24 protein-coding genes and 2 pseudogenes are annotated in these 26,895 nt (G+C 64.5%); 13 read left to right on the forward strand and 13 right to left on the reverse strand.

Translation table 11 applies throughout. The features are described 5' to 3' along the window. Positions 1 to 158: 158 nt before the first annotated feature. On the forward strand, positions 159 to 1,061 hold the full coding sequence (locus tag ABQ137_RS02715; RefSeq protein ID WP_180970371.1) for an NAD-dependent epimerase/dehydratase family protein: 903 nt from the start codon (positions 159 to 161) through the stop codon (positions 1,059 to 1,061). A 170-nt stretch (positions 1,062 to 1,231) separates the two neighbouring features. Here the strand turns inward: ABQ137_RS02715 and ABQ137_RS02720 are convergent, their stop codons facing one another. From ABQ137_RS02720 to ABQ137_RS02750, 7 genes and pseudogenes are all read right to left on the reverse strand, one after another. Continuing rightward, positions 1,232 to 1,717 carry an Mpo1 family 2-hydroxy fatty acid dioxygenase gene (locus ABQ137_RS02720; RefSeq protein ID WP_024938209.1) on the reverse strand — a complete coding sequence of 162 codons (486 nt, stop codon included), beginning with the start codon at positions 1,715 to 1,717 and terminating at the stop codon, positions 1,232 to 1,234. Positions 1,718 to 1,816: 99 nt separating this feature from the next. After that, positions 1,817 to 3,412, reverse strand: a complete 1,596-nt coding sequence (locus tag ABQ137_RS02725; protein ID WP_349781081.1) for a M4 family metallopeptidase — start codon at positions 3,410 to 3,412, stop codon at positions 1,817 to 1,819. A gap of 426 nt (positions 3,413 to 3,838) precedes the next feature. After that, the gene (locus ABQ137_RS02730; RefSeq protein ID WP_349781083.1) at positions 3,839 to 5,563 is read right to left on the reverse strand and encodes a peptidoglycan-binding protein; all 1,725 of its coding nucleotides are present in this window, start codon (positions 5,561 to 5,563) and stop codon (positions 3,839 to 3,841) included. Positions 5,564 to 5,672: 109 nt separating this feature from the next. Then, on the reverse strand, positions 5,673 to 6,284 hold the full coding sequence (locus ABQ137_RS02735; RefSeq protein WP_349781084.1) for a hypothetical protein: 612 nt from the start codon (positions 6,282 to 6,284) through the stop codon (positions 5,673 to 5,675). Positions 6,285 to 6,318: 34 nt separating this feature from the next. Continuing rightward, positions 6,319 to 6,825: a hypothetical protein gene (locus ABQ137_RS02740; RefSeq protein WP_349781514.1), complete on the reverse strand. Its 507-nt coding sequence runs from the start codon at positions 6,823 to 6,825 to the stop codon at positions 6,319 to 6,321. 291 nt (positions 6,826 to 7,116) lie between these two features. Further along, positions 7,117 to 7,347 (reverse strand): annotated as a pseudogene (locus ABQ137_RS02745) (hypothetical protein); the annotation flags it as partial. A gap of 148 nt (positions 7,348 to 7,495) precedes the next feature. Then, entirely contained in the window at positions 7,496 to 8,422 is a 927-nt protein-coding gene (locus ABQ137_RS02750; RefSeq protein WP_349781086.1) for a phosphoribosylaminoimidazolesuccinocarboxamide synthase, read from the reverse strand. 207 nt (positions 8,423 to 8,629) lie between these two features. On the opposite strand from ABQ137_RS02750, the gene ABQ137_RS02755 reads away from it, so the two are divergent. Then, positions 8,630 to 8,959 carry a J domain-containing protein gene (locus tag ABQ137_RS02755; RefSeq protein ID WP_016901358.1) on the forward strand — a complete coding sequence of 110 codons (330 nt, stop codon included), beginning with the start codon at positions 8,630 to 8,632 and terminating at the stop codon, positions 8,957 to 8,959. A 114-nt stretch (positions 8,960 to 9,073) separates the two neighbouring features. Here ABQ137_RS02755 and ABQ137_RS02760 read toward each other — a convergent pair whose 3' ends face one another. Next, positions 9,074 to 9,913, reverse strand: a complete 840-nt coding sequence (locus ABQ137_RS02760) for an outer membrane protein (RefSeq protein WP_039511280.1) — start codon at positions 9,911 to 9,913, stop codon at positions 9,074 to 9,076. Between the two features lie 123 nt (positions 9,914 to 10,036). On the opposite strand from ABQ137_RS02760, the gene rpe reads away from it, so the two are divergent. From rpe to ABQ137_RS02795, 7 genes and pseudogenes are all read left to right on the forward strand, one after another. Further along, positions 10,037 to 10,708, forward strand: a complete 672-nt coding sequence (rpe, locus tag ABQ137_RS02765) for a ribulose-phosphate 3-epimerase (RefSeq protein WP_349781088.1) — start codon at positions 10,037 to 10,039, stop codon at positions 10,706 to 10,708. Next, the gene (locus tag ABQ137_RS02770; RefSeq protein WP_226426940.1) at positions 10,705 to 11,196 is read left to right on the forward strand and encodes a GNAT family N-acetyltransferase; all 492 of its coding nucleotides are present in this window, start codon (positions 10,705 to 10,707) and stop codon (positions 11,194 to 11,196) included. The genes rpe and ABQ137_RS02770 overlap by 4 nt, the downstream gene beginning before the upstream one ends. Before the next feature lie 232 nt (positions 11,197 to 11,428). Continuing rightward, complete coding sequence (gene yegS / locus ABQ137_RS02775; protein ID WP_349781091.1) at positions 11,429 to 12,358, forward strand: lipid kinase YegS; 930 nt, start codon at positions 11,429 to 11,431, stop codon at positions 12,356 to 12,358. Positions 12,359 to 12,614: 256 nt separating this feature from the next. Beyond that, a complete protein-coding gene (trpE, locus tag ABQ137_RS02780; protein ID WP_046345463.1) occupies positions 12,615 to 14,090 on the forward strand; it encodes an anthranilate synthase component I in 1,476 nt (491 codons plus the stop codon). Continuing rightward, positions 14,090 to 15,157 (forward strand): threonine aldolase family protein, encoded by a 1,068-nt coding sequence (locus ABQ137_RS02785; protein WP_184457397.1) that lies wholly within the window; start codon positions 14,090 to 14,092, stop codon positions 15,155 to 15,157. Before trpE ends, ABQ137_RS02785 begins: the two co-directional genes overlap by 1 nt. Positions 15,158 to 15,184: 27 nt before the next feature. Continuing rightward, entirely contained in the window at positions 15,185 to 15,979 is a 795-nt protein-coding gene (locus ABQ137_RS02790; RefSeq protein ID WP_184457395.1) for an SIMPL domain-containing protein, read from the forward strand. A gap of 80 nt (positions 15,980 to 16,059) precedes the next feature. Further along, positions 16,060 to 16,296 (forward strand): annotated as a pseudogene (locus ABQ137_RS02795) (fibronectin type III-like domain-contianing protein); the annotation flags it as partial. A gap of 179 nt (positions 16,297 to 16,475) precedes the next feature. On the opposite strand, the gene ABQ137_RS02800 reads toward ABQ137_RS02795, so the two are convergent. The 3 genes from ABQ137_RS02800 to ABQ137_RS02810 all read right to left on the reverse strand — a co-directional run bounded on the left by ABQ137_RS02800 (position 16,476) and on the right by ABQ137_RS02810 (position 20,430). Further along, positions 16,476 to 18,743, reverse strand: coding sequence for a methyl-accepting chemotaxis protein (locus ABQ137_RS02800; protein ID WP_184457393.1), 2,268 nt, complete (start codon positions 18,741 to 18,743; stop codon positions 16,476 to 16,478). A 300-nt stretch (positions 18,744 to 19,043) separates the two neighbouring features. Continuing rightward, entirely contained in the window at positions 19,044 to 19,916 is an 873-nt protein-coding gene (locus ABQ137_RS02805) for an NADPH-dependent F420 reductase (RefSeq protein WP_226426938.1), read from the reverse strand. Next, positions 19,846 to 20,430 carry a TetR/AcrR family transcriptional regulator gene (locus ABQ137_RS02810; protein ID WP_065050354.1) on the reverse strand — a complete coding sequence of 195 codons (585 nt, stop codon included), beginning with the start codon at positions 20,428 to 20,430 and terminating at the stop codon, positions 19,846 to 19,848. Before ABQ137_RS02810 ends, ABQ137_RS02805 begins: the two co-directional genes overlap by 71 nt. A 192-nt stretch (positions 20,431 to 20,622) precedes the next feature. Here ABQ137_RS02810 and ABQ137_RS02815 point away from each other — a divergent pair, with 192 nt between their 5' ends. Next, positions 20,623 to 21,951 carry an NtaA/DmoA family FMN-dependent monooxygenase gene (locus tag ABQ137_RS02815; RefSeq protein ID WP_184457391.1) on the forward strand — a complete coding sequence of 443 codons (1,329 nt, stop codon included), beginning with the start codon at positions 20,623 to 20,625 and terminating at the stop codon, positions 21,949 to 21,951. A 35-nt stretch (positions 21,952 to 21,986) separates the two neighbouring features. Then, positions 21,987 to 22,727, forward strand: a complete 741-nt coding sequence (locus ABQ137_RS02820; RefSeq protein WP_184457388.1) for an NADPH-dependent F420 reductase — start codon at positions 21,987 to 21,989, stop codon at positions 22,725 to 22,727. 264 nt (positions 22,728 to 22,991) lie between these two features. Here the strand turns inward: ABQ137_RS02820 and ABQ137_RS02825 are convergent, their stop codons facing one another. Further along, the gene (locus ABQ137_RS02825; RefSeq protein WP_184457386.1) at positions 22,992 to 23,741 is read right to left on the reverse strand and encodes an SDR family oxidoreductase; all 750 of its coding nucleotides are present in this window, start codon (positions 23,739 to 23,741) and stop codon (positions 22,992 to 22,994) included. Positions 23,742 to 23,853: 112 nt separating this feature from the next. On the opposite strand from ABQ137_RS02825, the gene ABQ137_RS02830 reads away from it, so the two are divergent. Continuing rightward, positions 23,854 to 24,432, forward strand: a complete 579-nt coding sequence (locus ABQ137_RS02830; RefSeq protein ID WP_039522468.1) for a TetR/AcrR family transcriptional regulator — start codon at positions 23,854 to 23,856, stop codon at positions 24,430 to 24,432. 51 nt (positions 24,433 to 24,483) lie between these two features. On the opposite strand, the gene ABQ137_RS02835 is transcribed toward ABQ137_RS02830, so the two are convergent. Continuing rightward, positions 24,484 to 25,401 (reverse strand): LysR family transcriptional regulator, encoded by a 918-nt coding sequence (locus ABQ137_RS02835; RefSeq protein WP_051750189.1) that lies wholly within the window; start codon positions 25,399 to 25,401, stop codon positions 24,484 to 24,486. Between ABQ137_RS02835 and dctA the strand changes: the two genes are divergently transcribed. Then, the gene (gene dctA, locus ABQ137_RS02840; protein ID WP_349781096.1) at positions 25,400 to 26,872 is read left to right on the forward strand and encodes a C4-dicarboxylate transporter DctA; all 1,473 of its coding nucleotides are present in this window, start codon (positions 25,400 to 25,402) and stop codon (positions 26,870 to 26,872) included. The two genes, ABQ137_RS02835 and dctA, sit on opposite strands and share 2 nt — an antisense overlap. Positions 26,873 to 26,895: the final 23 nt, after the last annotated feature.

The following is a 26,895-nucleotide window of genomic DNA, read 5'->3' on the forward strand; positions in this document are numbered from 1 at the left end:
CACAAGATTCGCGAGCAGGCCAGAGAGCTTAACAAATCGTTGACTGACGCCAGCGTCAACGCCGTGGCTGCGCGCCCGCGCAAATCGCGGCCGGATCGGCGTCGCGCCGCTGCCTGTCACTCGCTATGCTGGGATCACCCAGACTGCATCCGAGCCCTGTGACTGCTGCCGATCCCGCTCCGTCCACTGCCGTTTCTGCGCCGCGTGCCCTGGTGTTCGGCGGCAGCGGTCAGATCGGCGAACGCCTGCTGACGCGGCTGCTCGGCCGCGGTTGGCAGGTGACGGCCTGGTCGCGCCAGCCACGTGCCGCGCGCGCCGGGCTGATCTGGCGGCAGGGCGATCTGGCCATGCCGGCTGCCGCGGGCGAGGCATTCGAGGTGATCTTCAGCTGCGGTCCGCTGGACCATTTCGCGCGTTGGTATGTCGAAAATCCGGTGCGTGCTCCGCGCATCGTGGCGTTCGGTTCCACCAGCCTGGAGGTCAAGGAACACTCGATCGACGCGGCCGAGCGCGATGTCGCACAGCGCCTGGCAAATGCCGAACAGGCGCTGTTTTCCGCAGCCCAGGCGCGTGGCGCTGCGGCGACGGTACTGCGCCCGACCCTGGTCTACGGTGCCGGGCGCGACCGCACGCTCACCCAGATCGCCGGGATGGCGCAGCGCACCGGCGCCTTCGTACTGCCGGCCAACGCGACCGGGCTGCGCCAGCCGGTGCATGTGGACGATCTGGCCAGCGCCGCGCTGGCGGTGGTCACCCAGCCGGCGACACAGCAGCGCAGCTATGCCGTCGGCGGCGGCGAAGTGCTGGCCTATACGCAGATGGTGGAGCGCGTGCTGGCAGCGCTGCCACGACCGGCGCGGCTGTATCAGGTACCGCCCGGACTGTTTGGCCTTGCCCTGACCGCTGCGCAGCGGCTGGGGCGCCTGCGTGGCATCAATGCGGCCGCATTGCAGCGCATGCGCGATGACCTTGTGTTTGACCTGGAACCGGCGCGTCGCGACTTCGGTTATGCGCCGCGCGCCTTTCGTCCCCTGCCCGAAGAACTCGGCATCGGCGAGTGAGGCTCGTCTGGGCGGATGTGCTTCGAAGACCTGCACAGCGCGCGGTCCGCTAGCTCTGCTGTGCAGGGCGATGCAGTATGACCGTTAGCCGCCGCAGCGCTCAGGCGTAATCCGCTGCTTTCAGATCATGACCACGCCGGCGACCGGCCACGTTATGGCTGTCGTCGCGCTCAGTACCGCCAACCCAACTGACGATAGAGCTTGGCCAACACCCAGATCGGTCCGATCAGCAGATAGGTCAGGTCGGTCAGGAAGCTCGGCTTGCGGCCTTCGATCCGGTGGCCGACGAACTGCGCGACCCAGGCCAGCACGAACACCGTCAGCGCCGTGGCGAACAGCCCGGTGAGCCCGAGTCTGCCTTCGAGCAACCGGCACAGGCAGCCGAAGAAAAAGAAGATCCCCAGCATGCCCAGCCCGAGCGGACGCGATAGGCGGTTGTAGTACGACCAGGCCGCGAACATCGACAACGCCGCCCACACGCCGCTGCTGAACCAGGTGCCGCCGACCGGGATGCACCACAGCAGGGCCACCACCGACCACAGGATCGCCGGCACCGCCAGCACGTGGATCTGCTGATTGGTGGTGTTGCGGTGATCGTCGGCGTAGCTGGCGAAATAGCGGTCGATCGGCCGCGCGGTCTTGGTGCGTTCGGTCATGTTCCCTCCCAGGAATGACCCAAGCATACGCGCGCGGATGGCACTGTGGCAGCCGTACTCCCTGCCACGCACAGTGCGCGTGGCAGGGGCCGGTGTGCATCAGTTGACCGACACGGCGCTCCACGCTGCGGCAACCGCGCGGTACTGCGTGGAGCTGCTGCCATACAGATCGGTGGCCGCGCTCAACGTGGCCCTGCGTGCGGCCGCGTAGTTGGTCGAGGACGTCATGTAGACCGTCAACGCGCGGTACCAGATGCGGCTGGCCGCCGCCCGGCCGATCGCCGTCAATGCCGTATTGCCGTTGCAGACCAGCCCGGCCGGCGTCACGTTCCAGCTGGTGCCCGACCCGAAGCCGCTCGGCACCACCGCGCCTTCGGCCAGCAGATAGTAGAAATGGTTGGCCACGCCCGAGCTGTAATGCACGTTGAGCGAGCCCAGGCTGCTGCTGTAGCAATCGGGTGAATCGCCATCCAGGCTGGGCTTGAACATGTAGCGCAGGGCCAGCGTCCCGCTGCTGTTGCCCGGGATGATCTTCTCGCCGATCAGGTAATTGCCCGGCTGCGCGCTGTTGTTGGCGGAGTACTCCACCATCGCGCCCATGATGTCGGACGTGGCTTCGTTCAGGCCGCCCGACTCGCCCGAATACACCAGGCGCGCGGTGCGGCTGGTCACGCCATGGGTCATCTCGTGGCCGGCCACATCCACCGACACCAGCGGCGTGAACGTGCTGCCGTCGCCATCGCCGAAGGTCATGCAGAAGCAGCTGTCCTGCCAGAACGCGTTGTTGTAGCGGCTACCGTAATGCACGCGGCTGCGCGCACCGACACCATCGTTGGCGATGCCGCTGCGCGCATGGGTGGTGCGGAAATAGTCCCAGGTCAACGCCACGCCGTAATGCGCATCCACTGCCGCGGTCACCGTATCGCTGTTGGCGCCGCTGCCCCAGGCGTTGTCGGCATCGGTGACCAGCGTGCCGTTGCCGGAGGTGCTGTTGCGCATGTTGTAGGTGGCGCCGCTGCCGCGGCTCAGATCGGTCAACTCGTAACCGCTGCTGCAACGCGTCGTTGCCAACGCCACGCTGCCTGCATACAGCGAACGCCCGGTGCCGGCCGCACTGGTGCCACCCGCGCAGGCGGTGTGCACAGTGTCCCAGGATTCGAGAATGCGTTGATTGATTGCGTCGACGATGTAATGCATTTCGGTCGGCGTCTGATCGGGCTTGATGCCGCTGTAGATCACTTCATAGACCAGCCGCGGTGCGCCCTGGCGCGCATACAGGGCCAAGCTTGCGCGCGGCGCGGCATCGGGTGCCAGATCGAACTGCGCACCGGCCGCGCGCACTGCCGTGTCGGCATCGATGCCGGGCACGATGCTCGGGCGCGCGCTGGTGTCCATGCTCTGGCTCAACTGACGCATCACTCCGCGCCGCGAATGCACCACCACATCGCCGCCGATCACCGGCAGGCCCTGATACGTACGATCGAAGCGCACATGCTCGCTGCCGTCGGCATCGACAATGCTGTCGCGCGCGACAAACGCATCGGCCGTTGCACGATTGGCCAGCGCCGCAGCGTGATTGCCCAACAAGGATTGCGCGCGCGATACCGCGGCATCCGCGGAAAGATCCGCAGCAGTGGCGACAGCAGACAACGATAGCGCGCAGCAGATCGCCGCGCCCAGGACATGAACTTGCATGACGACTCTCTCCCCGAAAACGTGCAATGCAAAGATCGGCGGCGATACGCATCACGGCCGATCGCGACTGGCAACAGGTGCCGGCAGATAAACTTGCACAGTCCATGACAGCACAGTAGTAAAAATTACAGCTGTGTTGCGTTCTGTGCGCCGCGCCACTTTGCGGTGTGGAGGGCATCGCAGAGCAGCAGGAGTGTCACTGCGTGTGCGACATCGCCAGCGCGGCAGGCATGCCGTCTTGTCGCAATCTGGAGGGTGCACCAACCTCCAGCGACGCTCGATCCACTGGCAACGACAGGCAATCCGCGCGGCGTGTGCAGTCAGGCGCGGCCGCAGCGCCGCTCTCGGGGCTACTGTCGAAAGCAGACAGACACAAAAAAACCGGCCAGACATCTGGCCGGTTTTTCGTGCTGCGGCGTTGAACCGTCAGCGGCCGCCGATCGCGACCCGCTGCTGCTCATCCTGCGCACGCTGCTGCGAAGCCTGGCCAGCCAGCAATTGCGCATTGGTCTGTTCCAGCGGGGGAGCTGGCTGGTTCAGATCCACCGCCGCACGGAAGCCCGGCGTGGTGCCCATGACAAATGCCTTGCCATCCTGCACGGTGACGTTCTGCAGTTTGTCTGCCGAATCGATACCGTTCTGCTTGGCCTGCAGGGTGACGTGGGCCGCGGTCTCGTTGGAGATCATGCTGGACAGCTTGCTGCGGATCGCGTTGTGCAAGGCATGGTCCGGATGCGAGGCATCGTCGAGCGACGGCCCCTTGGGCGCAGCGACCGGCGTCTGCGCTGCCTGGGCCTGGGCCGGTTGTGCGGACAACGCGGCCTGCGTGTTGCGCCCCACCACGCCATCGGGCTGCAGCCCGTGCTGCTTCTGGAACGCAATCACCGCCTCGCGCGTGTTGTCGCCAAAGCGGCCATCCTCGGCAAGCCGGTTGCCCTGCGCATCGCGCACTCCGAGACGGTTGAGGTCCTGCTGCAGCTTGCCGACATCACTGCCTTGCTCGCCATGCCGCAGCGTGCCATTGCCACCCGCTGTCGCCGGCTGGGGGTGGCGCGCGCCGAACTCCTGCTGATGGCCCTGATTCCAGAATGTCTCCGGACTGGTCAGCTTGCCGTTGGCATCGCGCAGTTGGTAATGCACGTGCTGCGCGTACTGGCTGTTACCGTTCGGGCCGCGTCCACCCATCGTGCCGATGGCATCGCCTGCGGACAGCGTCTGACCTTCCTTCACCTTGAGCGCGTCCAGGTGCAGGATCTCGTGCGAGTTGCCCTGTGCATCGCGAATCTTGACGGTGCCGTAGTTGCCGCCCGCGAAGGTGACGGTTCCGGCGACCGGCGAATGCACCGTCGGGTGCTGCATGTTGCGGCCTGTCTGGCCACCCTGGTAGTTGAAGTCGGTACCGCCGTGCGGCCCGTGGCTGCCGCGGTGCTCGCCATAATGACCGGTGATATGCGGGTCGGCACTGCCTTGACCGGGCAGCATGCGTTCCATCGTTTGCTGGAAATTGCTGCGAGCGCCATGGCTGGGCTCGGCCGGGTGCATCGCGGGTGCAGGCCGGTCCAGGGCATTGCCCTGCGTCTGGGCGAGACGCTGTTCGACAAACTGGGTGTAGTTGTCCAGATGAGGGGCAATCTCGCGCCGCGACAGAGCAAGGCCGCCATAATCCTTGCTGGGACCATCGTGGTGATATTTGTAGATGTAGTCCTCGCCCTCACCGCGGCTGCGCGCAAGATCGCGGTTATCGATGAAATGTTGCACCAAGGCCTGCGACTGCGTTTGCACGTCGAAGCGGTTGGACGCGTTGACGCCGTAGTGCGCGCCGGTGCGGTCGATGAACTGACCCAGGCCCGAGGCAGACGTTGTGCCCGCAGCAGCATCAGGATTGAAGCCTGATTCAACTCGGGCGATGGCAAGGACGTAAGCGGTCTCGCGCGATGAAAGCCCGGCATCCCGCGAGGCATCGATAAGACTATCGATTACCCGTGATTGGGTTTGTGGACTGGCATCGCCCCAGCGACGCGATTCGCCATGCAGTCGGCCATCTCCGCTGTCGATGGGCTCGCGGTAATGGCTCCAGGCTTTGATCCGGTCACTGCTGTATGCAGCGCCGCGTGGTTGAAGCATTTCGGTATAAATCGTGGTGTCGGTCATATCGTGCGTTCCTTTCTATGAGACAGATTCTTCCTTGTAACGGGTGCTGCTCCATGTACCGCGTACTGCGTTGGCCGTGCACCGCCATCGGTGCACGGGCATCCTTTGCTCAGGGCTGGAAAGGCACCAGTTCCGGGTGCTTCAGTCCCAGCTCTTCGAGCTTGTGTTCGTACTCATCGTTATTCGGGCTCTGCTGGCCGTCCTGTGTATGCAGCGGTGGTGTCGCGTGATTCAGCAACTGACCCTTGATGTCATACAGGAAGAACCATTCGCAAAATTCGCAGCCGTAAGGAAGCTCGCCGTACTGGACGACAAAATACGTGTTTCCTTTTGCGTTTTCCGCGCAACCCAGGCCCACTGCGGTGTAGTCCGCCATCTCTGGAGGCGCTGCCACTTCCTGGCGTTGGCCATCACGCTCCATCTCCAGGTGGGTTTTGGTGGAGCCGCCGCTCTCGGATGGCAACGCGCTCAGGTGCAGGCGCACGCCGGAGCATTCCTTGATCATGTCGTTCCGTCCTTGTGTATCTGCTTCTGTCGAAGCCGGGGATGGGGTAGTGGCAGGTGGCGTGCTGGGCGCGCTGGTGGTGGTGGTAGCTGCGGGTCCTGGCTTGTCACCGCATGCGGCAAGCACCAGGCTCAGGCCGAGCGCAGGTAGGACAGAGATGAAGCGTCGCATCAGGTCGCCTCTTTGACGGTTTGAGTTGTAGGTGAGGATAGCCAAGCAGGCAGAACCTGCTTCCAGCGCCCACCGACGTTTACAGAGACTGGTCGTCCACCTTGACCAGCATCCAGCAAGGACGCTGGGCGAAGTGGTAGACCTGCTGATCGCCGGTGTCCGGCCTGCGGACCAGTACCTGGCGGCCATCGGCCTCTTCGGAAATCGTGACCTCGCGGCCGCCGTTGCGGGCTGCCTCCAGGTTGGGAATGACAGGCCATTCGACCTTGGCCAGCGGAACCATGCGGGTGACCGGGGTGGGCTCGGGCTGCGCGTCCGGGTCGAGTTGGATCATCGTCAGCGGATCGGCGGTGGCCTTTTCCTGTACCGCAATGTATGCACTGAAGCTTTTCAGAAATACAGAGAAGTCGGCGCTGGGGCAGGTTGTCGCCTGCGCAGGCGTTGCCGGAGCGGTGGCAGGTGCGGAGGCTGCGGGTGCTGCATTCGCAGCAGGCGTCGCAGCGCCGGCGGGCTCAGCTTGCGGCTTGCAGGCGACCAGCGCCAGGCTCAGTGCGAGAGCGTGCAGAGACGTTCGGAAACGGGCCAAGGGATCCTCCTGATCATAGCGGGGCAACTGGAACGCGGGCGGGATGGTATACGCGCGCTGCTTGCCAATGTGTGAAGGCTGGCGGAGTCGTGGCTTGCGCAAACTGGCCGGCATGCGGCAAGCCAATACCCTCGCAGAACAAGCAGCCTGACGGTGGCCCCGGTGCACGGGTGAGTCCATCGCCGTTGATTGTCGTCAGCAAAGCGCAGGTTATCTCGATCGAGCCTGCGCAAAGATCATGATGATTTGATTATGGTTTGGCCGGGGATTTATCCAGTGTGGCGCGGCTGACTATATCCCGTTTGAAAATACATCGAGAGCATCCGCACCCACCCATCCCTGCGCGCAGTCGCCGACATACTGGCCCGGTGCGGCGGCATGGCAGCTCTCGCCAGTGACGGTCTTCGAGCGTTGGATCGGCCTGTCGCCATATGTTCCGCATGCCGGGTTGTTCTTGCATCCGGCGACACTGTCTGCAGGAATCGCAATGACGTAGTAATACAGCGGATTCTGTCCGGCGCGGCTGCGGAATGAAAAGTATGGGAGCGCCATTGCGACTTTTCTTGGCAACAGACTGCGTCAGGTGCATCTTTCAGCGCTCAATAAAGAGCGCTGCCCGCCATTGTTGCTTTACTACAGCCTCAAAGCCCCGGGAGCGGGGCCTTGGAGATCAATCGACCGAAATGCCCGCCAACCGCTGCAATGCCTCGGCATATTTTGCGCGCGTGCGTTCGATCACTTCTGCCGGCAGGCTGGGGCCGGGTGCGGTCTTGCCCCAGTCCAGGGTTTCCAGATAATCGCGCACGAACTGCTTGTCGTAGCTGGGCGGGCTGGTGCCGAGTTCGTACTGGTCGGCCGGCCAGTAACGCGACGAGTCCGGGGTCAGCATCTCGTCCATGATGTACAGGCGGCCATCGGCATCGGTGCCGAATTCGAACTTGGTGTCGGCCAGCAGAATGCCGCGCTCGGCGGCAAAATCGGCGGCGAAACGGTAGATGCGCAAGGTGGCATCGCGGACGCGTTCGGCAAGCTCGGCGCCGACGCTCATGACCATCGCATCGAAGTCGATGTTTTCGTCATGGTCGCCGACCGCGGCCTTGGTCGACGGGGTAAAGATCGGCTCGGGCAGTTTCTCGGCCTGGCGCAGGCCGTCGGGAAGTTCGATGCCGCTGATCTTGCCGGTACGCTGGTAATCCTTCCAGCCGCTGCCGATCAGATAGCCGCGTGCGATCGCTTCCACCGGCACCGGCTTGAGCTTGCGCGTGACCACGGCGCGCTTGGCATACAGCGCTGGGTCCACGCCTTCGGGCAAGACCTGCTCCACGGTGATGTCGACCAGATGGTTGGGCATCAGGTGTTCGGTCTTGTGGAACCAGAAGTTGGAGACCTGGCACAGCATCTCGCCCTTGCCGGGGATCGGGTCGGGCAGCACCACGTCGAACGCGGACAGGCGGTCGGTCGCCACCATCAACAGATAATCGCCCGGGGGCGCATCGGCGGGCAGGCGCTCGCGGGGAATGTCGAAGACATCGCGGACCTTGCCACGGTGACGCAACGGCAGGCCGGGCAGATCGGATTGCAACAGCGTGGTCGACACAGGCACTCCTAAGGACGTCGCAATGACGCTGTCCCCGGGACCCGGCGGGCCCGCGGGTGGGCAGCGGGCCGCGTAGTGTACGGCGCTTCGGCGCGCGCCGCTGGATTTATTGGAGCCGCCCCGGCGGCCGGCGTGCGTGCCGCGTCAGCCAGGCCGGGCGGGCGTTCGGGTAAGATCGCCAGCCCGCCTTCCCGCCCCCGATTGCCCATGTCCTGGTACGGAAAACTGCTCGGCGCACTGGCCGGCGCCCTGCTGTTCCGCGGCGCGCCGGTACTCGGGCTGATGATCGGCCTGGCGATCGGGCATGCGGTGGACGCCGGCTGGTTCAAGCGCCGCGCCGACAACCCGTACGAAGCGCTGGGACTGGAGCCGGACGCCACCACCGCCGAGATCGACCTGGCCTACCGCCGGCTGATGTCGCGCTACCACCCCGACAAGGTGGCCAACGCCGAGCCGGAAGCACGCCGCCAGGCGGAGAAGAAGGCCAGCCAGATCAATGCGGCCTACGATCGGATCCAGCGCCTGCGCAAACGCTGATCCAGCCTACGCTGCAATATCGCTGCCAGCGCCCGCACAGGGTCAGCATGGGCGCCAAAAATGAAAACGCCCGACCCATGACAGGTCAGGCGCGGTCACTCAGGCGCCGAACACTCAGAAGCGATAGGTCGCCGTCAGGCGCACCGCATTCGACGAAAAGTCGGTATCGCTGCGGCGCAGGTCGGTGCCGGCCGGATTGACGCGCAGGAACGGGTTGGTCGCCGGCGCAGTGCCCGGCCCGACCCGCACGCGGGTGTCTTCGTCCTGCAGGCGGGTGAACAGGTATTCCACACCGACCGAGACGTTGTCGCTCAGGCGGCGCTGCAGGCCCAGGCCGGCCTGGTAGCCGTCGGCGCTGTCGCCGCCGCTGCTGGTGAAGCTGTTGGCGGTGTTGCTGCTGGAGAAGCTGTGATCGAACTCGCCGCGTGCCACGCCAGCGGTGAAATAGGCCAGAAAGTCGCCCTGCGCGCCAAAGGCGTAACCGATCCGGCCGCGCAGTGCGGCGGTGCGGTTGAGCTGGCGGGTGAAGGTGTAGAACGCCGGGGTGGTGCTGAAGGCGCTGACGCTGTCGCGCAGGTCGTTGCGGGTGTACTCGGCAACGACGCCGTAGACCCAGTTGCCGGCCTGCCAGTCATAGCCCAGCCGCGCACCGTATTCGGCGCCGCCCTTGTCCTTGCTGCAGCCGCTGGCCGGGGTGCGCCCGGCCGCCGCGCCGCCGCAGAACCCGGGCGAGAAGGCATCGGCGCCGGTCGGGGTGCTGACCTGGTCGCCGTCGCGGCCATCCAGGTTGGTGTCAAAGCCGAAGCGGCCGCCGGAAACGCCGCTGACGTCGGCACCGCCGACATTGGCGCCGATCGAGAAACCTGACCAGTCGGCCGGGCCGGTCTGGGCCCAGGCGGACGGGGCGAGGGCCATCAAAACGAGCGCAGCGGAGGCGAGCGGGGTGGTCTTCATGCGGTGTCCTTGGCGAAAGGGCGCGGTGCGCCGGTTCAGCTGCATACGCAGGCTGGACCGCTACGGATGCACTGGCTTTGCGCGCCTGCGACAATGTGTTTTCCGTTCCTTGACGAGCTGCCCATGCAACCGACGGCGATTGCCCCGTCCATCCTGTCCGCCGATTTCGCCCGTCTGGGCGAGGAAGTGAACAACGTCCTGAAGGCCGGCGCCGACTGGGTGCACTTCGACGTGATGGACAACCATTACGTGCCCAACCTCACCATCGGCCCGATGGTGTGCCAGGCGCTGCGCAAGCACGGCATCACCGCGCCGATCGACGTGCACCTGATGGTCGAGCCGGTGGACCGCATCGTGCCGGACTTCGCCGAGGCCGGCGCCACCACCATCAGCTTCCATCCCGAAGCCAGCCGCCATGTGCATCGCACGATCCAGCTGATCAAGTCGCACGGCTGCCAGGCCGGCCTGGTGCTCAACCCGGCCACCCCGGTGGACATTCTGGACTGGGTGCTGCCCGAGCTGGATCTGGTGCTGGTGATGTCGGTCAATCCCGGCTTTGGCGGGCAGGCCTTCATTCCCTCGGCGCTGGACAAGCTGCGCGCCATCCGCAACAAGATCGACGCGCTGGGCAAGCCGATCCGGCTGGAGATCGATGGCGGGGTCAAGGCCGACAACATCGGCGCGATCGCTGCCACCGGTGCCGACACCTTCGTCGCCGGCTCGGCGATCTTCAACGCGCCCGACTATGCGCAGGTGATCGCGCAGATGCGCGCGGCGGTGGATGCGGTGCGATGAGCGCGCCTGCGCTGCAGATCCGCGCCGCCACGCCCGACGATGTGGCGCTGCTGCATGAGCTGATCACTGCATTGGCGGTGTACGAACGCGAGCCCGATGCGGTCAAGGCCAGCCCGCAGGACCTGCGCGCCAGCCTGTTCGGCGAGGGCGCCACCGCGCATGCGCTGATCTGCGAGCAGGACGGCCAGGCGCTGGGATTTGCGGTGTATTTCTTCAATTACTCGACCTGGCTCGGCCGCAACGGCCTGTATCTGGAAGACCTGTTCGTGCGCCCGCAGGCGCGCGGGCAGGGTGCCGGTCTGGCCTTGCTGCGGCACCTGGCCCGGTTGGCCGTGCAGCGTGGCTGCGGGCGTTTCGAATGGTCGGTGCTGGACTGGAACCAACCGGCCATCGACTTCTATCAGGTGGCCGGTGCGCGCCCGATGGACGGCTGGACCGTCTACCGGCTCGACGGCGAGCGCCTGGTCGCGTTCGCCGCCGGCGCCTGAGCGCGCCCTGCGCGCCGCCGCGGCACGCAAAGAGAAGGCCGCTCCCCTTGGAGCGGCCTTCGAGAAAATTGGAGGCTGATCCTGCCTCCGCCCGTCGTCCCTGCTATGGCCTTCCACTCTCCGGGTTCTCGGTGACATGCCGATGACAGCCCGGCGACATTGCGTATTCACGATGCGCGCAGCGGGCCGCTGCTAGCCTGCGTCCACCACCCCCACAGCATTGGCAGCGTGCATGGCCGCGTCCCACTGGCGTCTGATCCTCAACGGCAAGTCCACCGACAATCTGGACCTGCGTGAGGCGGTGGGAGCGCTGCGCAAGCGTGGCATCCAGCTTGAGGTGCGGGTCACCTGGGAAGACGGCGATGCCGAGCGCTATGTCGGCGAAGCGGTTGCCGACGGCGCCCACACCGTGATCGCGGCCGGCGGTGACGGCACCTTGAGCGAAGTGGCCGCGGCGCTGGCGCATCACACCGCCGATGCCGCCACGCTGCCATCGCTGGGCCTAGTGCCGCTGGGCACCGCCAACGACTTCGCCACCGCCGCCAACCTGCCGATCGAACCGCTCGCTGCGTTGACGCTGATTGCCGAGCGCCCTGCCGAGCCGATCGACCTGCTGCGCATCGACGCCGAGCACGGCCCGCACTGGTGCGCCAACGTCGCCAGTGGCGGGTTCGGCACCCAGGTCACCGTCGAAACCGACGAAGGCCTGAAGAAGATGCTCGGTGGCCTGGCGTATCTGATCACCGGCATGTCGCGGCTGGGCCGCATCGACCCGATCAGCGCCCGCTTCAGCGGCCCGGATTTCAGCTGGGAAGGCGAGTTCATCGCGCTTGGCCTGGGCAACGGGCGCCAGGCCGGCGGCGGCCAGGCGCTGTGCCCGGAGGCCCTGATCGACGATGGCCTGCTCGACGTCACGATCGTGCCCGCGCTCAACGGCGAAGTGGCCGCCACCCTCGGCACCCTGGTCACCGGCGGCAAACAGGCCGCGCTGGAACGTGTGGCCGTGCGCGCGCGGCTGCCGTGGCTGGAGATCGTCGCCCATCAGCCGCTGACCTTGAACCTGGATGGCGAGCCGGAGACCTCGCTGCATTTCCGCATCGAATGCGTGCCGGCGCGGTTGCGGATGCATTTGCCGGTGGAGTGCCCGTTGCGGAACGCTTGAGGGTGGGGAGTCGGGAATCGGGATTGGGGAATCGGTAGAGCGTGGGCTGGCTGTTCTGCGCCAGGCTGGCCCGCCCGGCTTCGCAATTTGCTTGGCTTTCGCCTCGGGCCTGCTGCCCTGGCGCGGCAGTTGCGCTACAGTAGGGACGTGTCCCGCTTGACGACTCCACGCTCCTTCTCTTCCGCTCGCCGCTGGTGGCGATGGTGGCCCGTTGCCGTCGTCCGCCCCGCCACAGAGTCCCGGAAGGAAAGTCGTCTTGATCACTGCAGAGCAGTTCCAGCGCCAGGCCGCTGAAGGTCACACCCGTATTCCCGTCGTCCGCGAAGTGCTGTCCGACCTGGACACGCCGCTGTCGGTCTATCTGAAGCTCGCCGACGGCCCCTACACCTATCTGTTCGAATCGGTCGAAGGTGGCGAACGCTTCGGGCGCTATTCCATCATCGGCCTGCCGGCGCGGCGCGTGTACAGCTTCCGCGGGCATACGCTGGAAATCAGCGAGCACGGCGAAGTGCTGGAAACCCGCGAGGTCGCCGACCCGCTGGCCGAAGTGGACGCCTTGCGCGCCGAGCATTCGGTGCCGCAGCTCGACGGCCTGCCCGGCTTCACTGGCGGCCTGGTCGGCTGGTTCGGCTTCGAGTGCATCCAGTACATCGAACCGCGCCTGGGCAGCGGCGACAAACCCGATGAGCTGGGCACGCCGGACATCTTGCTGATGCTGTCCGAAGAGCTGGCGGTGTTCGACAACCTCAAGGATCGGCTGTACCTGATCGTGCACGCCGACCCGCGCCAGCCGCAGGCCTATGTGCGCGCCAACCGGCGCCTGGACGAACTGGCGCACCGGCTGCGTCAGGGCGGTGCCGGGTATCCGCAGGCGCAGGTTTCCGATGCGATCGACGAGTCGGACTTCCACTCCTCGTTTACCCGCGAGGAATATCACGCGGTGGTGCGCAAGGCGCAGGAATACGTGCGCGCCGGCGACATCTTCCAGGTGGTGCCGTCGCAGCGCTTGCGCGTGCCGTTCCGTGCGCGTCCGGTGGATGTGTATCGCGCGCTGCGCGCGCTCAATCCCTCGCCGTACATGTATTTTCTCGATGTGGGCGGCACGCAGGTGGTGGGCTCCTCGCCGGAAATCCTGGCGCGCCTGCGCGATGGGGTGGTCACCGTGCGGCCGATCGCCGGCACCCGCCCGCGTGGTGCCACGCCCGAGCAGGACAAGGCGCTGGAAGTCGAATTGCTGGCCGACCCGAAAGAGCGCGCCGAGCACGTGATGCTGATCGATCTCGGTCGTAACGATGTCGGCCGCGTGGCCGAACCGGGCACGGTCAAGGTGGGCGAGCAGTTCGTGATCGAACGCTATAGCCACGTCATGCACATCGTCAGCGAGGTCACCGGCACGCTCAAGGCCGGCCTGAATTACAGCGACGTGCTGCGTGCGACCTTCCCGGCCGGCACCGTCAGCGGCGCGCCGAAGATCCGCGCGCTGGAGATCATCCGCGAACTGGAGCCGGTCAAGCGCAACGTCTATTCCGGCGCGGTCGGTTACATCGGCTGGCACGGCGATGCCGACACCGCCATCGCGATCCGCACGGCGGTGATCCAGGATGGGTATCTGTACGTGCAGGCCGGCGGCGGCGTGGTCTACGACTCCGACCCGGATCTGGAATGGCAGGAGACCATGAACAAGGGTCGCGCGCTGTTCCGTGCGGTCGCGCAGGCGGCCAAGGGGCTGTGATGGACGGGCAGGGCAACGCTGCGCGCATCAGCTTCCGCAACGATTACAGCGAGGGCGCGCACCCGCGCCTGCTGCAGGCCTTGGCGCAGGCCAGCGCCGAGCAGAACGCCGGCTACGGCACCGATCGGCATACCGCGCGTGCGGTTGCGTTGATCCGCAGCGCAGTCGCGCAGGCGCAGGCCGAGGTGCATTTGCTGGTCGGCGGTACCCAGACCAACCTGACCGCGATCGCGGCGTTCCTGCGCCCGCATCAGGCGGTGATCGCGGTGGAAGCGGGGCACATCGCCACGCACGAAACCGGCGCCATCGAAGCGACCGGCCACAAGGTGCTGACCGTACCCGCGTTGCACGACAAGCTGACCCCGGCGCTGATCCAGCCATTGCTGGATGTGCACGGCAACGAGCACATGGTGCAACCGCGCCTGGTCTACATCTCCAACAGCACCGAGAGTGGCACCATCTACAGCCGTGCCGAGCTCGAGGCGCTGTCGCGTTTCTGTCGCGCGCACGATCTGCTGCTGTATCTGGATGGCGCACGACTGGGCGCCGCGCTGACCGCCGAGGGCAACGATCTGGATCTGCCCACGATCGCCGCGCTGACCGATGCGTTCTACATCGGCGGCACCAAGAACGGCGCATTGCTCGGCGAAGCGCTGGTCATCGTCACTCCTGCCTTGCAGGCCGACTTCCGCTACCTGATCAAGCAACGCGGCGCGCTGCTGGCCAAGGGCATGCTGCTGGGATCGCAGTTTGCCACTCTGTTCGAAGATGGCCTGTTCTTCGAGCTGGCCGCACACGCCAATGCGATGGCCCAGCGCCTGCGCGCGGGATTGCTGGCCGCTGGCGCGCAGTTCACCAGCGATTCGCCGACCAACCAGCAGTTCATCGCCGTCAGCGCGCAGCAGGCCGCGCAGCTGGCGCAAGGCTACGACTTCGAGCGCTGGGAAGTGCGCGCCGATGGCAGTCAGGTGATCCGCTTCGTGACCTCGTGGGCGACCACGGCCGCGTCGGTCGACCGGCTCTGCGCGGACTTCGCAGCGCTCAGTCATTCGGCCATGCATCCATAACCATCTATCTCATCAAGGAAGACCCCGATGAAGCGAGTTGCCCTCTGGATTTTCGCAAGCCTGTTGATGCTGCCGCTCGCGGCGACAGCGCAGGTCAACAGCCTGCCGTCACAGCCGCATTTGCTGGTGAAGGGCCAAGCCTCGCGGACGGTTGATCCGGACCGTTTCATCCTAGATCTCAAGGTCAGCAACACCGATCTGCAGCCTGACCTGGCGCGCAAATTTGTCGAGGAACGCGCCCGATCGGTATTGGACGGCCTGCGACGCAACCACGTGCTGATGGATTCGCTCTATGCCTCGTCGCTGTCGATCTCCCCGCAGTCGCGCTACGAAAATGGCAAGTCGGTGTTCCAGGGGACCCGCGTGGAGCGCAAGATCCGCGGCACCTTCTCGTCCCTGAAGGACGTGCGCGCCTTTCTGGGTGGCCTGGAGGCCAACGAGAATGTCCAGGTGTTGTCGATGCAGAGTGCATACGCCGATGCGGCCAAGCTGCGCGCCGAACTCAAACGCGAAGCCGCAACGCAATCGCGGGAATCCGCCCAAGGGCTGGCCAGCGCCTACGGCGTGCGGCTGACCGGGATCTACAGCATCTCCGATGTGGCGCCCAGTTTTGCCTACGGCGTCGAAGCCGGCACCTGGTCTGCGCCTGCAGCGCCAACGCCCAGCTCCGTGGTTTCGCCGCCCTCGCCACCGGCACCCCCACCGCCGCCGCCGCCGCCACCTGGTGCAGATGGCAAGGTGCAAGGCCTCGGCGAAAGCCTGCTGACCGGCACGATCACCTACACCGAGAACATCTATGCGGTCTTCCTGATCGCGCAATGAGTCGCTGCCGTGCGGGTCGTCTGCGCGCAGGGCGTCCATGACATGGGGAGCGCCTGCCCACCGGGGTGCGCGAACCGTAGTATGTGCGCGACCGCAGCGCCAGCGTGAACCGGCCGGTGCGGGAACTGAAGGATTTCCGCAAGCTCGCGGTACCAGCAGGCGGTAGCGCGCCGGTGGAGTTCGTGTTGCGGCGTGCGGACCTGTTGTTCATCGGTCAGGCATTGGAACCGATCGTGGAGCCGGATGTATTCGCTGTGTGGGTGGCGCCATCGGCTGAAGCTGCAGGACTGACGGCGAGCTTCGAGTTGATGGAGTAAGGTGACGTGCGGTGACGTTGGTCGATGTTCATGACCTCGAGCACCGTTTGCGTCTGAAGTCCGATGATGACCTTTGCCCGGGCGGTCGGTACGACCGCCCACGCGGATCACGTGCTGCGCAATGATGCGTAAGAGCAGAACGCGGGTGGGCCCGGAAATCCGGGCCCACCGCGGCTTGGTCAGAATTCCTGCCAGCCTGCGCCGTCTGTTGCGCCGGTGACTGACTCGAGTTTGCGTGGTGCCCGGTGCGGAACAACCTTTGCAGGTGTCTTCAGGGGCGCTGCCGTTTTCCTGCTGCCGGAGTTCGCAATGGCTGATGTGGCAGCAGCTGCGCCGACCGGAACAGCTTTCTGTCCGTCGATCTTGAAGACCGCCACCGCCTCGGTCAGCTGCGTCGCTTGCTCTTCCATCGCACGTGCTGCAGCCGTCGCTTCCTCGACCAGGGCTGCGTTCTGCTGCGTCGTTTCGTCCATCTGCGTGACCGTGATGTTGACCTGCTCGATACCGGCCGACTGCTCCTGCGACGCCGCGGAAATCTCGCCCATGATGTCGGTCACGCGCTGCACGCTGGCTACGATCTCGGCCATCGTGGCGCCTGCGGTATGCACCAAGGTCGAGCCTTCGGCGACCCGCTCGACCGAATCGTCGATCAGGCTCTTGATCTCCTTCGCCGCAGCGGTGGAGCGTTGGGCCAGCGTGCGCACTTCCGAGGCAACCACGGCAAATCCGCGCCCCTGTTCGCCGGCACGTGCCGCTTCCACGGCGGCATTCAAGGCCAGGATATTGGTCTGGAACGAGATTCCGTCGATGACGCTGATGATGTCGGCAATCTTCTTGGACGAGGCCTCGATACCGGCCATGGTGCCCACCACCTTGCTCACGATCTCGCCGCCCTGGGACGCCACGCCTGCCGCGCCGATCGCCAGTTGGTTGGCTTGACGTGCGTGCTCGGCGTTCTGGCGCACGGTGGAGGTGAGTTCTTCCATCGAGGCAGCGGTTTCCTCCAGGTTGGCCGCCTGTTGTTCGGTGCGCTGCGACAGGTCCTGGTTGCCGGCGGCAATCTCGCTGGCCGCCGAATTGATCGACACGGCCGACTGCTGGATGCGGCCAACGATTTCGGCAAGCTGCGCGGCGGTGGTGTTGGCGTCATCGCGCATCTGCGCGAACACACCCCTGAACTCGCCGGTCATGCGTGCGGTCAGGTCGCCTGCGGCGATGGACTGCAGCAGCGAAGACAGCGATTGCAGGTTGCTGTCCGCGGTGGCCATGAGCAGGTTCAAGCTCTCCACCATGATGCGGAAATCGTACTGGAAACGCTCGGCATCGCCGCGCGCGGTGAAGTCACCGTCCGCGGCAGCCTGCGCCAGCTGCTTGATCTCGATGTTCATTGCGGACAGGTTGGCCTTGACCTCGTCCATGGTCTGCGTCAGCACGGCCTTCTCACCGGGCAGGCGCTCCATGCTCTCGCTCAGGTCGCCGATGGCATAGCGGCCCATGATCCGTGCAAGGTTGGACTGCACGGCCAGGTGGGAGGCCACAAGCGCATTGGTGTCCTCGGCCATGCGGCCGTAGTCGCCCGGGAAGGCCTGGGCATCCATGCGGAAGCTGGTCTGGCCTTCGTCGTGGCGCTTGGCCATGTCGCCCTGTGCAGTCAAAAGGGCCTGCAGCTGTGTCTGCATGCCCTGCATGGCGCGCAGCAAGCGGCCGGTCTCGTCCTTGGCCTGTGTCTGCACGTTGTTGCCGAGCTGACCATTGGCGATCGCCTCGGCTGCGTTGGTGGCGCGTGCCAGCGGCTGGGTCAGGCTGCGGGTGATGAGCCAGGCTAGCAGGCTGCTGACCAGCACGACCGCGGCACCGCCGAGGATGAGCAGGAGCTTGCCGCGATCCATCGACCGGACTGCTTCTGCGTAGGCCTGTCTGCTCTGTCCTTCCTGCCGGGTGACGAGCTCGCGGATCTTGTCCTGCCAGGCGAGCGTGGCAGGCCGCGCCTGTTCGCTGAGGATGTCCTGGGCCTGCGCGTTCTCGTTCTTGGCGGCCAGTGCCATGACTTCGTCGTTGAACTTCACGGAAGTCGCCCGACGCTCGTCCATCTCGTTACGGATCTTCCGCCCTTCCTCCGAGCTGGACAGCGTATCCAGCCTGGTGCGCAGCTCCTGGTAGCGCTGGCGCTGGGCGTTGATGGTGTTGAGCGCTTCGGTGTTGAGCTCCTCGCTTGTCGCCATGGCATACGTGCCCAGTGCGATCAGCAGCGAGGAGTTGGCATCCAGCATGCCGTTGCCGATCTGGATCTTGGCGGTGCGGTCGAGAACGATGAAGTCCAGCTGCGCGCGTGCGTTCGCCATCGTGCTCAGGCCGGTGGCCACCAGCAGGCCTGAGAGAAGAATCAGGATTCCGAATGCAACGGCCAGGCGGTGGCCGACGTTGAAGCGTTGAAGAAAGGCGATCATGGACGTCCCAGAAGAGATCAGTGGAGGCATCGATTTCCACGCTGTTAGCGAGCCTGGCACCGGTTCCCCAATAACGGCGTCCTTGTCCAAAACTGGAATGTCTGTCACTAAATTATCATCGCACCCTTCAGAAAACGCCCGAGCTGTCGGGGTGCTCCTGACGCAAGTCAGGACGGGCGGCTGCACGCCTGGCACAAACCGCTGTTCGCCGTACCGCCGTCTTGCCATCCTCAGGCTCGGCAACACCTGCCTGCGTTTTAAAACGCGCTGACTACATGGCGATGTTGCCGACCTGCCTGGCTACATGTAGATGGCTCTACTGATCCGGGCGCCGAAGCCTGCATCGGGATTGGTTGCGGAGTCGCCCAGCCTTTCCTGCATGACCGCCACGGCAAGGTCGCGACGTTTCGCCAGTCGGCTGCGGTCGGCGCTGGCAAGTGCATCGCCCATCTCGCTCCTGGTCAGATCGGTGCAATACGCAGGCGCTCCTGGCTGCTGGCGCCAGGAATCAGCCAGCTGGCCCGAATAAAACGCGTCGAAGCCGGTGTCATTCACCAATGCCATCGCGACCTCGCGATCGTTGTCGCGATCAGCCGCCACGGGGATGGCGATACGGCCGGGCGCAGTGGCCGGCTGGCCTTTCTCGGCAAGCGAACCAGACCCGATCGCATTCCATGCCTTGGCGATCGGGCGACCCAATTGCTCAGCCACCCACAGGCTCTCGACCTGGCCCGCTTCAATCGCGTCAATCTTGCTATCACGCGCGGGGTAGTAGTTGGACGTATCGATCAGTACGACATCACTTGAAACCTGCGCCAGCAGCGGCTTGAACTCCGGAATCCTGTTCAACGGGATCGAAAGGATGATGGCATCGACATCGACCACACACTCTTGCGCAGTCACCGCGCGAGCGCCCGAGGACAGCAGTTGCAGGTCAATCGTCTCTGGCCCACGCGAGTTGGCAACCTTGACCTCATGGCCGAGCGAACTCAACTTTTTCACCAACGTCTTGCCGATATGGCCGGTGCCGATAATGCCTAGCTTCATGATGCGTTCTTCTGTGTAGAGAGCGGGATGGTTTGCGGGGCGAGGGAAGTGCCTTTCACGCAGGAAGCGCCCAGCCCGAGCGCAGCACGTCCTGCAGCGCCTGCCGCGCGTCGCTGTCCGCGTCACCGCTGGCAGCTCCTGCCCAGGCGATCGCAAGCGCGGCAAGAAAGATGTCGCGGCCAGTCAACGATGCCCTCGCCTGACCAGAGCGTTGTGCAGCCTGCAGAAACACGCCTGAGGCCTCGACCACGGATTGGCAGGTCGGCATCAACACCGAACTTGGCTGGGACCATGCGGCCCGTAGCGGCTCCGGAAGACCTTCGTAGGCATTCATCCAGTTTCCCAACGCCTCGATCCATCGTTGCAGCGCACGCCCCGGGTCGTGCTCTTCTGCCCTGATGGCCATGCGTGCTTGCTCGAGGTTGGCGTAATGCGTTTCCAGTAGCGCTGCCAGCAGGGCGTCGCGGCTGGGGAAGTGCCGGTACAAGGTCCCCGGGCCAACGCCTGCGCGCTTGGCAATGCTGTCCATCGACACGTCGATGCCTTCCTCGGCAAAGGCGTTGCCGGCGACCTCGAGAATATGGGTCCTGTTGCGTTGGGCATCGGCGCGGGGAGGGCGTGGCTGAACGTCGGAGGACATGGGTCGGTTAGTCTGGCTCTTGATATCCGGAGTGTATCTCCATATATTTCCCGACACAAACGGAGCGTGTCTCCTTTTTGCTGGGCACTCTGAACCGGGAGGTTTCGAGACTGCGGGCGGCGATCGGCCGTCGCCGTCTCCGCCGGTTGCCACCGCCGGACGCACGCACCACCACTGCAGATCGAGGAACGCATGAGTCACTCCAAGACGATGATCATTGGCCTGCACCTGGGCAATGGCTACGGGTCTCAGCCGGGAGCCTGGCGCATGCCGTGGGTGGATCCGACCAACTACACCAGCTTCGATGCCCGCGTGCGTCAGGCGCAGGCCGCCGAGCGTGGGAAATTCCAGTTCATCTTCCTGCCTGACGGTCCGAGCGCGGTGGCCGATATCGACAACGAAGCGCCTCACTTCAACCTGGACGTGATGATGACCCTGGCTGCCGTTGCGCGCGGCACCGAGCGTATCGGTCTGGTGGCCACCGGCTCCACGACGTTCAACGAGCCGTTCAATCTTGCGCGGCAATTCAAGGCGCTGGACATCATGAGCCACGGGCGTGCCGGCTGGAATGCGGTGACCTCCAGTGGCGAGGATGTCGCCGCGAACTACGGGCGAAAAATTCCGCCCAGCGCGGATCGTTACGCACGTGCGCACGAGTTCGTGCAACTGGTGCAGGCGTTGTGGGGCAGTTGGGGGAAGGATGCCTGGCTGCACGACCAGGCCTCTGGCCGGTTTGCCGACGCCAGGCAAATTGCGCCGATCAACCTGCAAGGCAAGTTCGTCGGCTCCCGCGGACCGCTGTACATACCACCCTCCGAGCAGGGCCAGCCGGTGATCTTCCATGCCGGCGGCAGTCCCAATGCGTTGGAGCTGGCCGGACGTTATGCCAGTGCTGTGATCGGTGCGTGTTTCAGCATTGAAGATGCCCGCGCGCAACGCACCGCCTTCCGCAACGCCGCCAAGCAGGCCGGCCGCGACCCGAACGAGATCAAGTTCATTCCAGGGCTGATGACGACAATCGCGCAGGATCGCCGTGCGGCACTGGATCGCCGGATTGCACTGACCGCGCAGACGTTTCCTCAGCGGCTGGGTTACCTGCAACAGATGCTCGGGCTACGTCTGGATCCTGCTGCACTCGAGCGGCCTCTGTCACCCGCGCAACTGGCTGCGGCACGCCCGTCGCCGCATGATCCTCGCTCGACAAAGGCGCTGCAGATCGCGCGGGAGGGCTGGAGCCTGCGCGACATCCTGGCCCATGGCGTCATCGACTATCACCCGGTGATTGTGGGCCCGGCGGTCGAGGCGGCCGACCACATGCAGGCCTGGTTCGAGGCAGGTGCGGCCGATGGTTTCTGGATCTCACCGGATATCAATGACGACGGCATCGATGCCTTTGTCGATGGAGTCGTGCCGATCCTGCAGCAACGCGGTCTGTTCCATCGCGATTACCGGGGCACCACGCTGCGCGACCACCTGGGCGCACCTGCCCAATACGGGCGCGATCCACGCATCACTGCGTGAGCCGCAGCACGTCACACACATCGGAAGGAGCACACATGAACATCGGCATCATTGGCGCAGGCAATATCGGTGGCACCCTGGCACGCAAATTCGTCGCGGCCGGGCATGTCGTCAAACTGGCTGGTTCAAAAGGCCCCGACAGCATTCGCGAATTGGCAGAAACGATCGGCGCCGAGCCTGTCGCCGCTGAAGAGGCGGTCAAGGACGTCGAGGTGATCGTGCTGTCCATCCCGTTCGCCCGGATCCCCGAGGTTGCCGGCCTGTTCTCCACGGTACCCGCAGAGGTGGTGGTGATCGATACCTCGAACTACTACCCGCAGCTCGGCACCAGTATCCCGGAAGTCGACGGCGGCAAGCTGGAAAGTGTCTGGTCCAGCGAGCAGCTTGGTCGGCCCATCATCAAGGCATTCAACGCCGTGCTCGCCAGGACACTGGCTGAGCGCGGCAAGCCCGCAAGCACGCAGAACCGGATCGCCATCCCGGTGGCAGGCGACAGTCCGGCCGGCAAGGCGATCGCGCAGCAACTGCTCGACGCTGCCGGGTTCGACTCGGTCGACGCGGGAAATCTTGCAGATTCATGGCGGCAGCAGCCAGGCACGCCTGCGTATTGCACCGAGCTTCCGACCGCTGAGCTGGCGTCAGCGCTCAAGGCCGCAGTGAAGGGTGATGCACCGGGTCATCGCGATGCACTGATGGCCGAGTTCTTTGGCGCCGACGCACCGCCAAGTCACGAGACGATCGTTGCGCGCAATCGGGCAGTGACCGCGCCGCGCTGAGATCCGTTTCCAGGGGATCGGAAGAACCCTCGCGAGGAGCGGGTGCCAACCCGAATGGATCCAGCCGGTTGCACATCGCACCGGTATGGTCCGCGCGCTGCAAAGGTCTCAAAGGCGCTCACCTGGAAGCACTGGATGCGCGCGGCGAACATGCCTGCGCATCTCGCGGTAGCAGCCTTGCAGCCATTCATGCGCCACGGGTGAATGACCGGCGTCAGCACGGCGGTGGCGCCGTGCTGACGAGTTGGATGTTCTGCGCCAGCCCTAGAACTTGACGGTAGAAAGCATTCCCAGCATCTCGTCGTAGCTGCCATTGGCCGCCGCATCGCGAAGAAACCTGGCGCGTTCCACGACAATCTCCTTTGGCGTGTTTTCTGCATGCAGCAGCGCCAGTGCTTCGTCGAGGAATTCGTCCAGGGGCATGGCATGTTCGTCGTTGCCCTGGCCGTACAGTTTGGTGCGAACGCCCGGAGGCACCAGCTCCACGACTTGCACGGTGCTGTCGGCCAGCTGCACACGCAAGGCTTCGGTGAACGAGTGCACCGCGGCCTTGCTGGCGCTGTAGGTCATTGCAGCCGGGAACGGCACAAAGCCCAGCGCGGAACTGACGTTGATGATGACGCTGTCGTTGTTGCCGGCAAGTTGCGGCAAGAATGCATAGGTCATGCGGATGGTGCCGAGCAGGTTGATGGCAATCGCCTCTTCGGCAGCCTGCAAGGACTCTGGCTTGAAGACGTTCTCGCTCGGCATGATGCCGGCATTGTTGATCACCACATTCAAGGCGGGGTAGCGCTCGGCCGCCACGCGGCTGGCCTGGACGATGGAGTCCGCGTCCGCAACGTCGATTTCGATTGCCTCGATGCCTGGATGCTCGGCAGTGATCTGATCCAGCAGCGCTTTCTTTCGCCCTGACACGATGACCATGTTGCCAGCCTGCTGGAGCCGCAGCGCCAGTCCGAGGCCGATGCCAGAGGTCGAGCCGGTAATGAGGATGGTGTTGCCGCTGTTCTTCATGGATGTTTCCTGGGTACGGAAGGGGTAGAATCCAAACGGACAACAGTCCGCTTGCCCTGAAACGTTGGCGGACAACTGTCCGTTTGTCAATAATTTCAGTGAGGAGCAGGGTGTGGAAAAGCCAACGCGGTCCGATGCACTGCAAAACCGCGAGCGCATCCTGTCCGTGGCGCTTGCGGAGCTGGTGCGCTCGGCCGATGTGCCACTGAGCGCAATCGCCAAGAAGGCGGGCGTCGGGCAAGGGACCTTCTACCGCCACTTCCCGACGCGGGAGGCCTTGGTGGTAGAGGTCTATCGCCATGAAATGCTGCAGGTCACCGGGTTCGCCGAGCAATTGCTGAAGACGCGTCCGCCGGAGCAGGCGCTACGCGAGTGGATGAACCGTCTGGCCGAATACGCCATTACCAAGGCGGGCCTGGCGGATGCGCTTCGGGTTGTCGCCAACGCGAAGGAGTGCGCAGGCAACGCAGGCTATGCCCCCGTGATCGCTGCCGCCCAATTGCTGCTGGATGCCAACGAGAAGGCCGGAACGATTCGTCCAGGGATCACCACGGACAAGTTTTTCCTGGCGATCGCAGGGATCTGGCAGATCGACGCCACCGAGAACTGGCAGCCACGCCTGGCCTGGCTCATGGAGACGGTGATGGAAGGATTGTGCGCGGGAGCGCCAGGACGGCCCGCAGGCGGATAGTGGCGGCAAGCGCTGGATTCGAAGCGCGCAGCAGCGCGCATGCCGCACCCGCTAGGTCTCCAGCTTGCCTTGCTTGAGCTTTTCCCACATGTCTTCGGCTTGCCGGGGTAAGCCGCCGGTGTGACGTATCAGGCAGATCTCCATGCCGATATCCCAGTGCGTGTCGCCGGGCGCTGCATGGACCAGCAGCCCTTTGGCGAGGTCCTCTTCCACCAGTGTGCGCGGCAGCCACGCGATCCCGGCACCAGAGCGGCACATGGCCAGCAAGGTCGCTGCAAGATCGGAAGTGAGCGCAGGTGTCAGGCGCGGCTCCACATCCTTGAACGCTGGATGCCCGGCGATGATGCGGCCCAGGCCGGAATCTGCACTGTAGGACAGCAAGGGCATTGCATCGGTTGAGGCAAGCGACCAACGCGGACTGCCGTCGCCGTTTTCCTTCGCTGCACTGAAGGGCTGGAGCACATCGTTGCCGACCACAACCCGCTCGAACTGTTCCGTGTCCAGCCCAAGACGCATCCGCGGATGATGGTGGCAGAGCAGGAATTGCGCTGCCCCTTGCAGCATCAATTTTTCGCACGCCCTGAGCGTGTCGGAGACCAGCTGAAACGCACCGATACCGGTGTTTGATTCGATGCGCCTGACAAATGCCGGAAAGAACGTGAAAGAAAGAACATGGGTGGCGAGGAACGCTAACGCAGGCCGGTGTCGCCCGGCCACTTCCAGTGTTTCCTGCCGCGCAGCGTAAATACCCGAGACCAACCCGGATGCTTTGCGAACGAACGCTTCGCCGGCCGGCGTCATCAGCACTTCCTTGCGCGAGCGCGTGAACAGCGGCGTGCCCAACCATTCTTCGAGGGCATGAATGCGCCGACTGAAGGCCGGCTGGGTGACAAAGCGACGTTGTGCGGCGCGCGAGAAATTCAGGGTCTCAGCCAACGCCAAGCAGTCTTCGAGCCATGTCAGTTCCATGATGCCGATTGTGCATCAAGCGCATAAAAAAGGCATTGGCAGCGTTTGGGCGCTGGCACTTACGCTCCGACTCGAGCTTGCAACGCCTCCACAGGCAGGTTGTCCAGCAAGCGGCAATTCCGGTGGGTTCGCATGTCGACGGGAGCGGGCGATCATGCAGAAACAAAGTGGCATAAGACAGGTGCTTGGCCAACTCTACGTGCAGGTCCTGATCGCCATCGTCATTGGCGGTCTGGTGGGCTACGTGTGGCCGCATCTGGGTGTGGTCTTGCAGCCTGTTGCGGAGGGTTTCATCAAGCTCATCAAGATGCTTCTGGCACCGATCATCTTTGGAACGGTCGTGGTCGGGATCGCCAAGATGGGAAGCGTCAGAGAGGTCGGAAAAACCGGCATCAAGGCGCTGATTTATTTCGAGGTCGTGTCGACACTCGCGCTGGCGATTGGTCTTGTCGTGGTGAACATCATCCGCCCCGGCGAGGGCATGAACATCGATGCCGGTTCGATCGACAGTAGTGCGATCGGACAGTATGTCGATCGCGCAAAAGACGATGCTGGCATGATCGATTTTGTGCTGAACATCATTCCCACCACGCTGGTGGACGCCTTCGCCAAAGGCAGCATGCTGCAAGTCATCCTGGTATCGGTGTTGTTTGCAGTGGGGCTATTGCAGCTGGGCGAGCGTGGAAAGCCCCTGGTCGATCTCATCGATAACGGGCTGCAGGCACTGTTCAAGATGATCAACATGGTGATGCGACTCGCGCCACTGGGCGCCGGTGCGGGCATCGCTTTCACGATCGGCAAGTATGGCCTCGCCACCCTGTGGTCGCTGGGGCATTTGATGCTGGCCGTCTACGTGACGTCGGCACTGTTCGTGTTTGTGGTGCTGGGAGCGATCGCACGGTGGACGGGCTTTCCACTTTTGCACCTTCTCCGGTTCATCAAGGACGAAATACTTGTCACGTTCGGAACCTGTTCCACCGAAGCCGTGCTGCCGCGCATGATGATGAAGCTCGAACTGGCCGGCGTGCGCAAATCGACGGTTGGCCTGGTTCTGCCCACCGGATACACCTTCAATGCGGACGGCACCTGTATCTACCTGACCATGGCAGCCATCTTTGTAGCGCAAGCGACCAATACGCCGCTGCCGGTCTACCAACAGATTGCCTTGCTTGGGGTGTTGTTGCTGACCTCGAAAGGATCGGCCGGTGTCGCTGGCGCGGGTTTCGTTGCGTTGGCCGCCACGCTTTCCACCATCGACACGGTGCCTGTTGCGGGGCTGGTGCTTCTGCTGGGCGTCGATCGCTTCATGAACGAGGCCAGGGCGGTGGTCAACCTGATCGGCAACAGTGTCGCCACGCTCGCCATTGCCAAGTGGGATGGCGCGCTGGATCTGTCCAAGACCCGGGAAATCATGCGTCGTCAACAAGCGGGCGAGCCCATGCCTGTCGCAGCCTCTTCAACCGATCCATAACTCACACCAACCTGCGGGAGACC

Source organism: Xanthomonas sp. WHRI 8393, assembly GCF_040203315.1.
GTDB classification, from domain to species: Bacteria; Pseudomonadota; Gammaproteobacteria; order Xanthomonadales; family Xanthomonadaceae; genus Xanthomonas; species Xanthomonas arboricola.

Coding starts and splice junctions, on each gene's coding strand:
- ABQ137_RS02770 (WP_226426940.1), top strand. CDS start 10,705: ATGAGCGCGCCTGCGCTGCAGATCCGCGCCGCCACGCCCGACGATGTG.
- ABQ137_RS02810 (WP_065050354.1), bottom strand. CDS start 20,430: ATGTCCTCCGACGTTCAGCCACGCCCTCCCCGCGCCGATGCCCAACGC.
- ABQ137_RS02790 (WP_184457395.1), top strand. CDS start 15,185: ATGAAGCGAGTTGCCCTCTGGATTTTCGCAAGCCTGTTGATGCTGCCG.
- ABQ137_RS02785 (WP_184457397.1), top strand. CDS start 14,090: ATGGACGGGCAGGGCAACGCTGCGCGCATCAGCTTCCGCAACGATTAC.
- ABQ137_RS02730 (WP_349781083.1), bottom strand. CDS start 5,563: ATGACCGACACCACGATTTATACCGAAATGCTTCAACCACGCGGCGCT.
- ABQ137_RS02755 (WP_016901358.1), top strand. CDS start 8,630: ATGTCCTGGTACGGAAAACTGCTCGGCGCACTGGCCGGCGCCCTGCTG.
- ABQ137_RS02825 (WP_184457386.1), bottom strand. CDS start 23,741: ATGAAGAACAGCGGCAACACCATCCTCATTACCGGCTCGACCTCTGGC.
- ABQ137_RS02720 (WP_024938209.1), bottom strand. CDS start 1,717: ATGACCGAACGCACCAAGACCGCGCGGCCGATCGACCGCTATTTCGCC.
- ABQ137_RS02725 (WP_349781081.1), bottom strand. CDS start 3,412: ATGCAAGTTCATGTCCTGGGCGCGGCGATCTGCTGCGCGCTATCGTTG.
- ABQ137_RS02835 (WP_051750189.1), bottom strand. CDS start 25,401: ATGGAACTGACATGGCTCGAAGACTGCTTGGCGTTGGCTGAGACCCTG.
- ABQ137_RS02800 (WP_184457393.1), bottom strand. CDS start 18,743: ATGATCGCCTTTCTTCAACGCTTCAACGTCGGCCACCGCCTGGCCGTT.
- dctA (WP_349781096.1), top strand. CDS start 25,400: ATGATGCCGATTGTGCATCAAGCGCATAAAAAAGGCATTGGCAGCGTT.
- yegS (WP_349781091.1), top strand. CDS start 11,429: ATGGCCGCGTCCCACTGGCGTCTGATCCTCAACGGCAAGTCCACCGAC.
- rpe (WP_349781088.1), top strand. CDS start 10,037: ATGCAACCGACGGCGATTGCCCCGTCCATCCTGTCCGCCGATTTCGCC.
- ABQ137_RS02820 (WP_184457388.1), top strand. CDS start 21,987: ATGAACATCGGCATCATTGGCGCAGGCAATATCGGTGGCACCCTGGCA.
- ABQ137_RS02815 (WP_184457391.1), top strand. CDS start 20,623: ATGAGTCACTCCAAGACGATGATCATTGGCCTGCACCTGGGCAATGGC.
- ABQ137_RS02760 (WP_039511280.1), bottom strand. CDS start 9,913: ATGAAGACCACCCCGCTCGCCTCCGCTGCGCTCGTTTTGATGGCCCTC.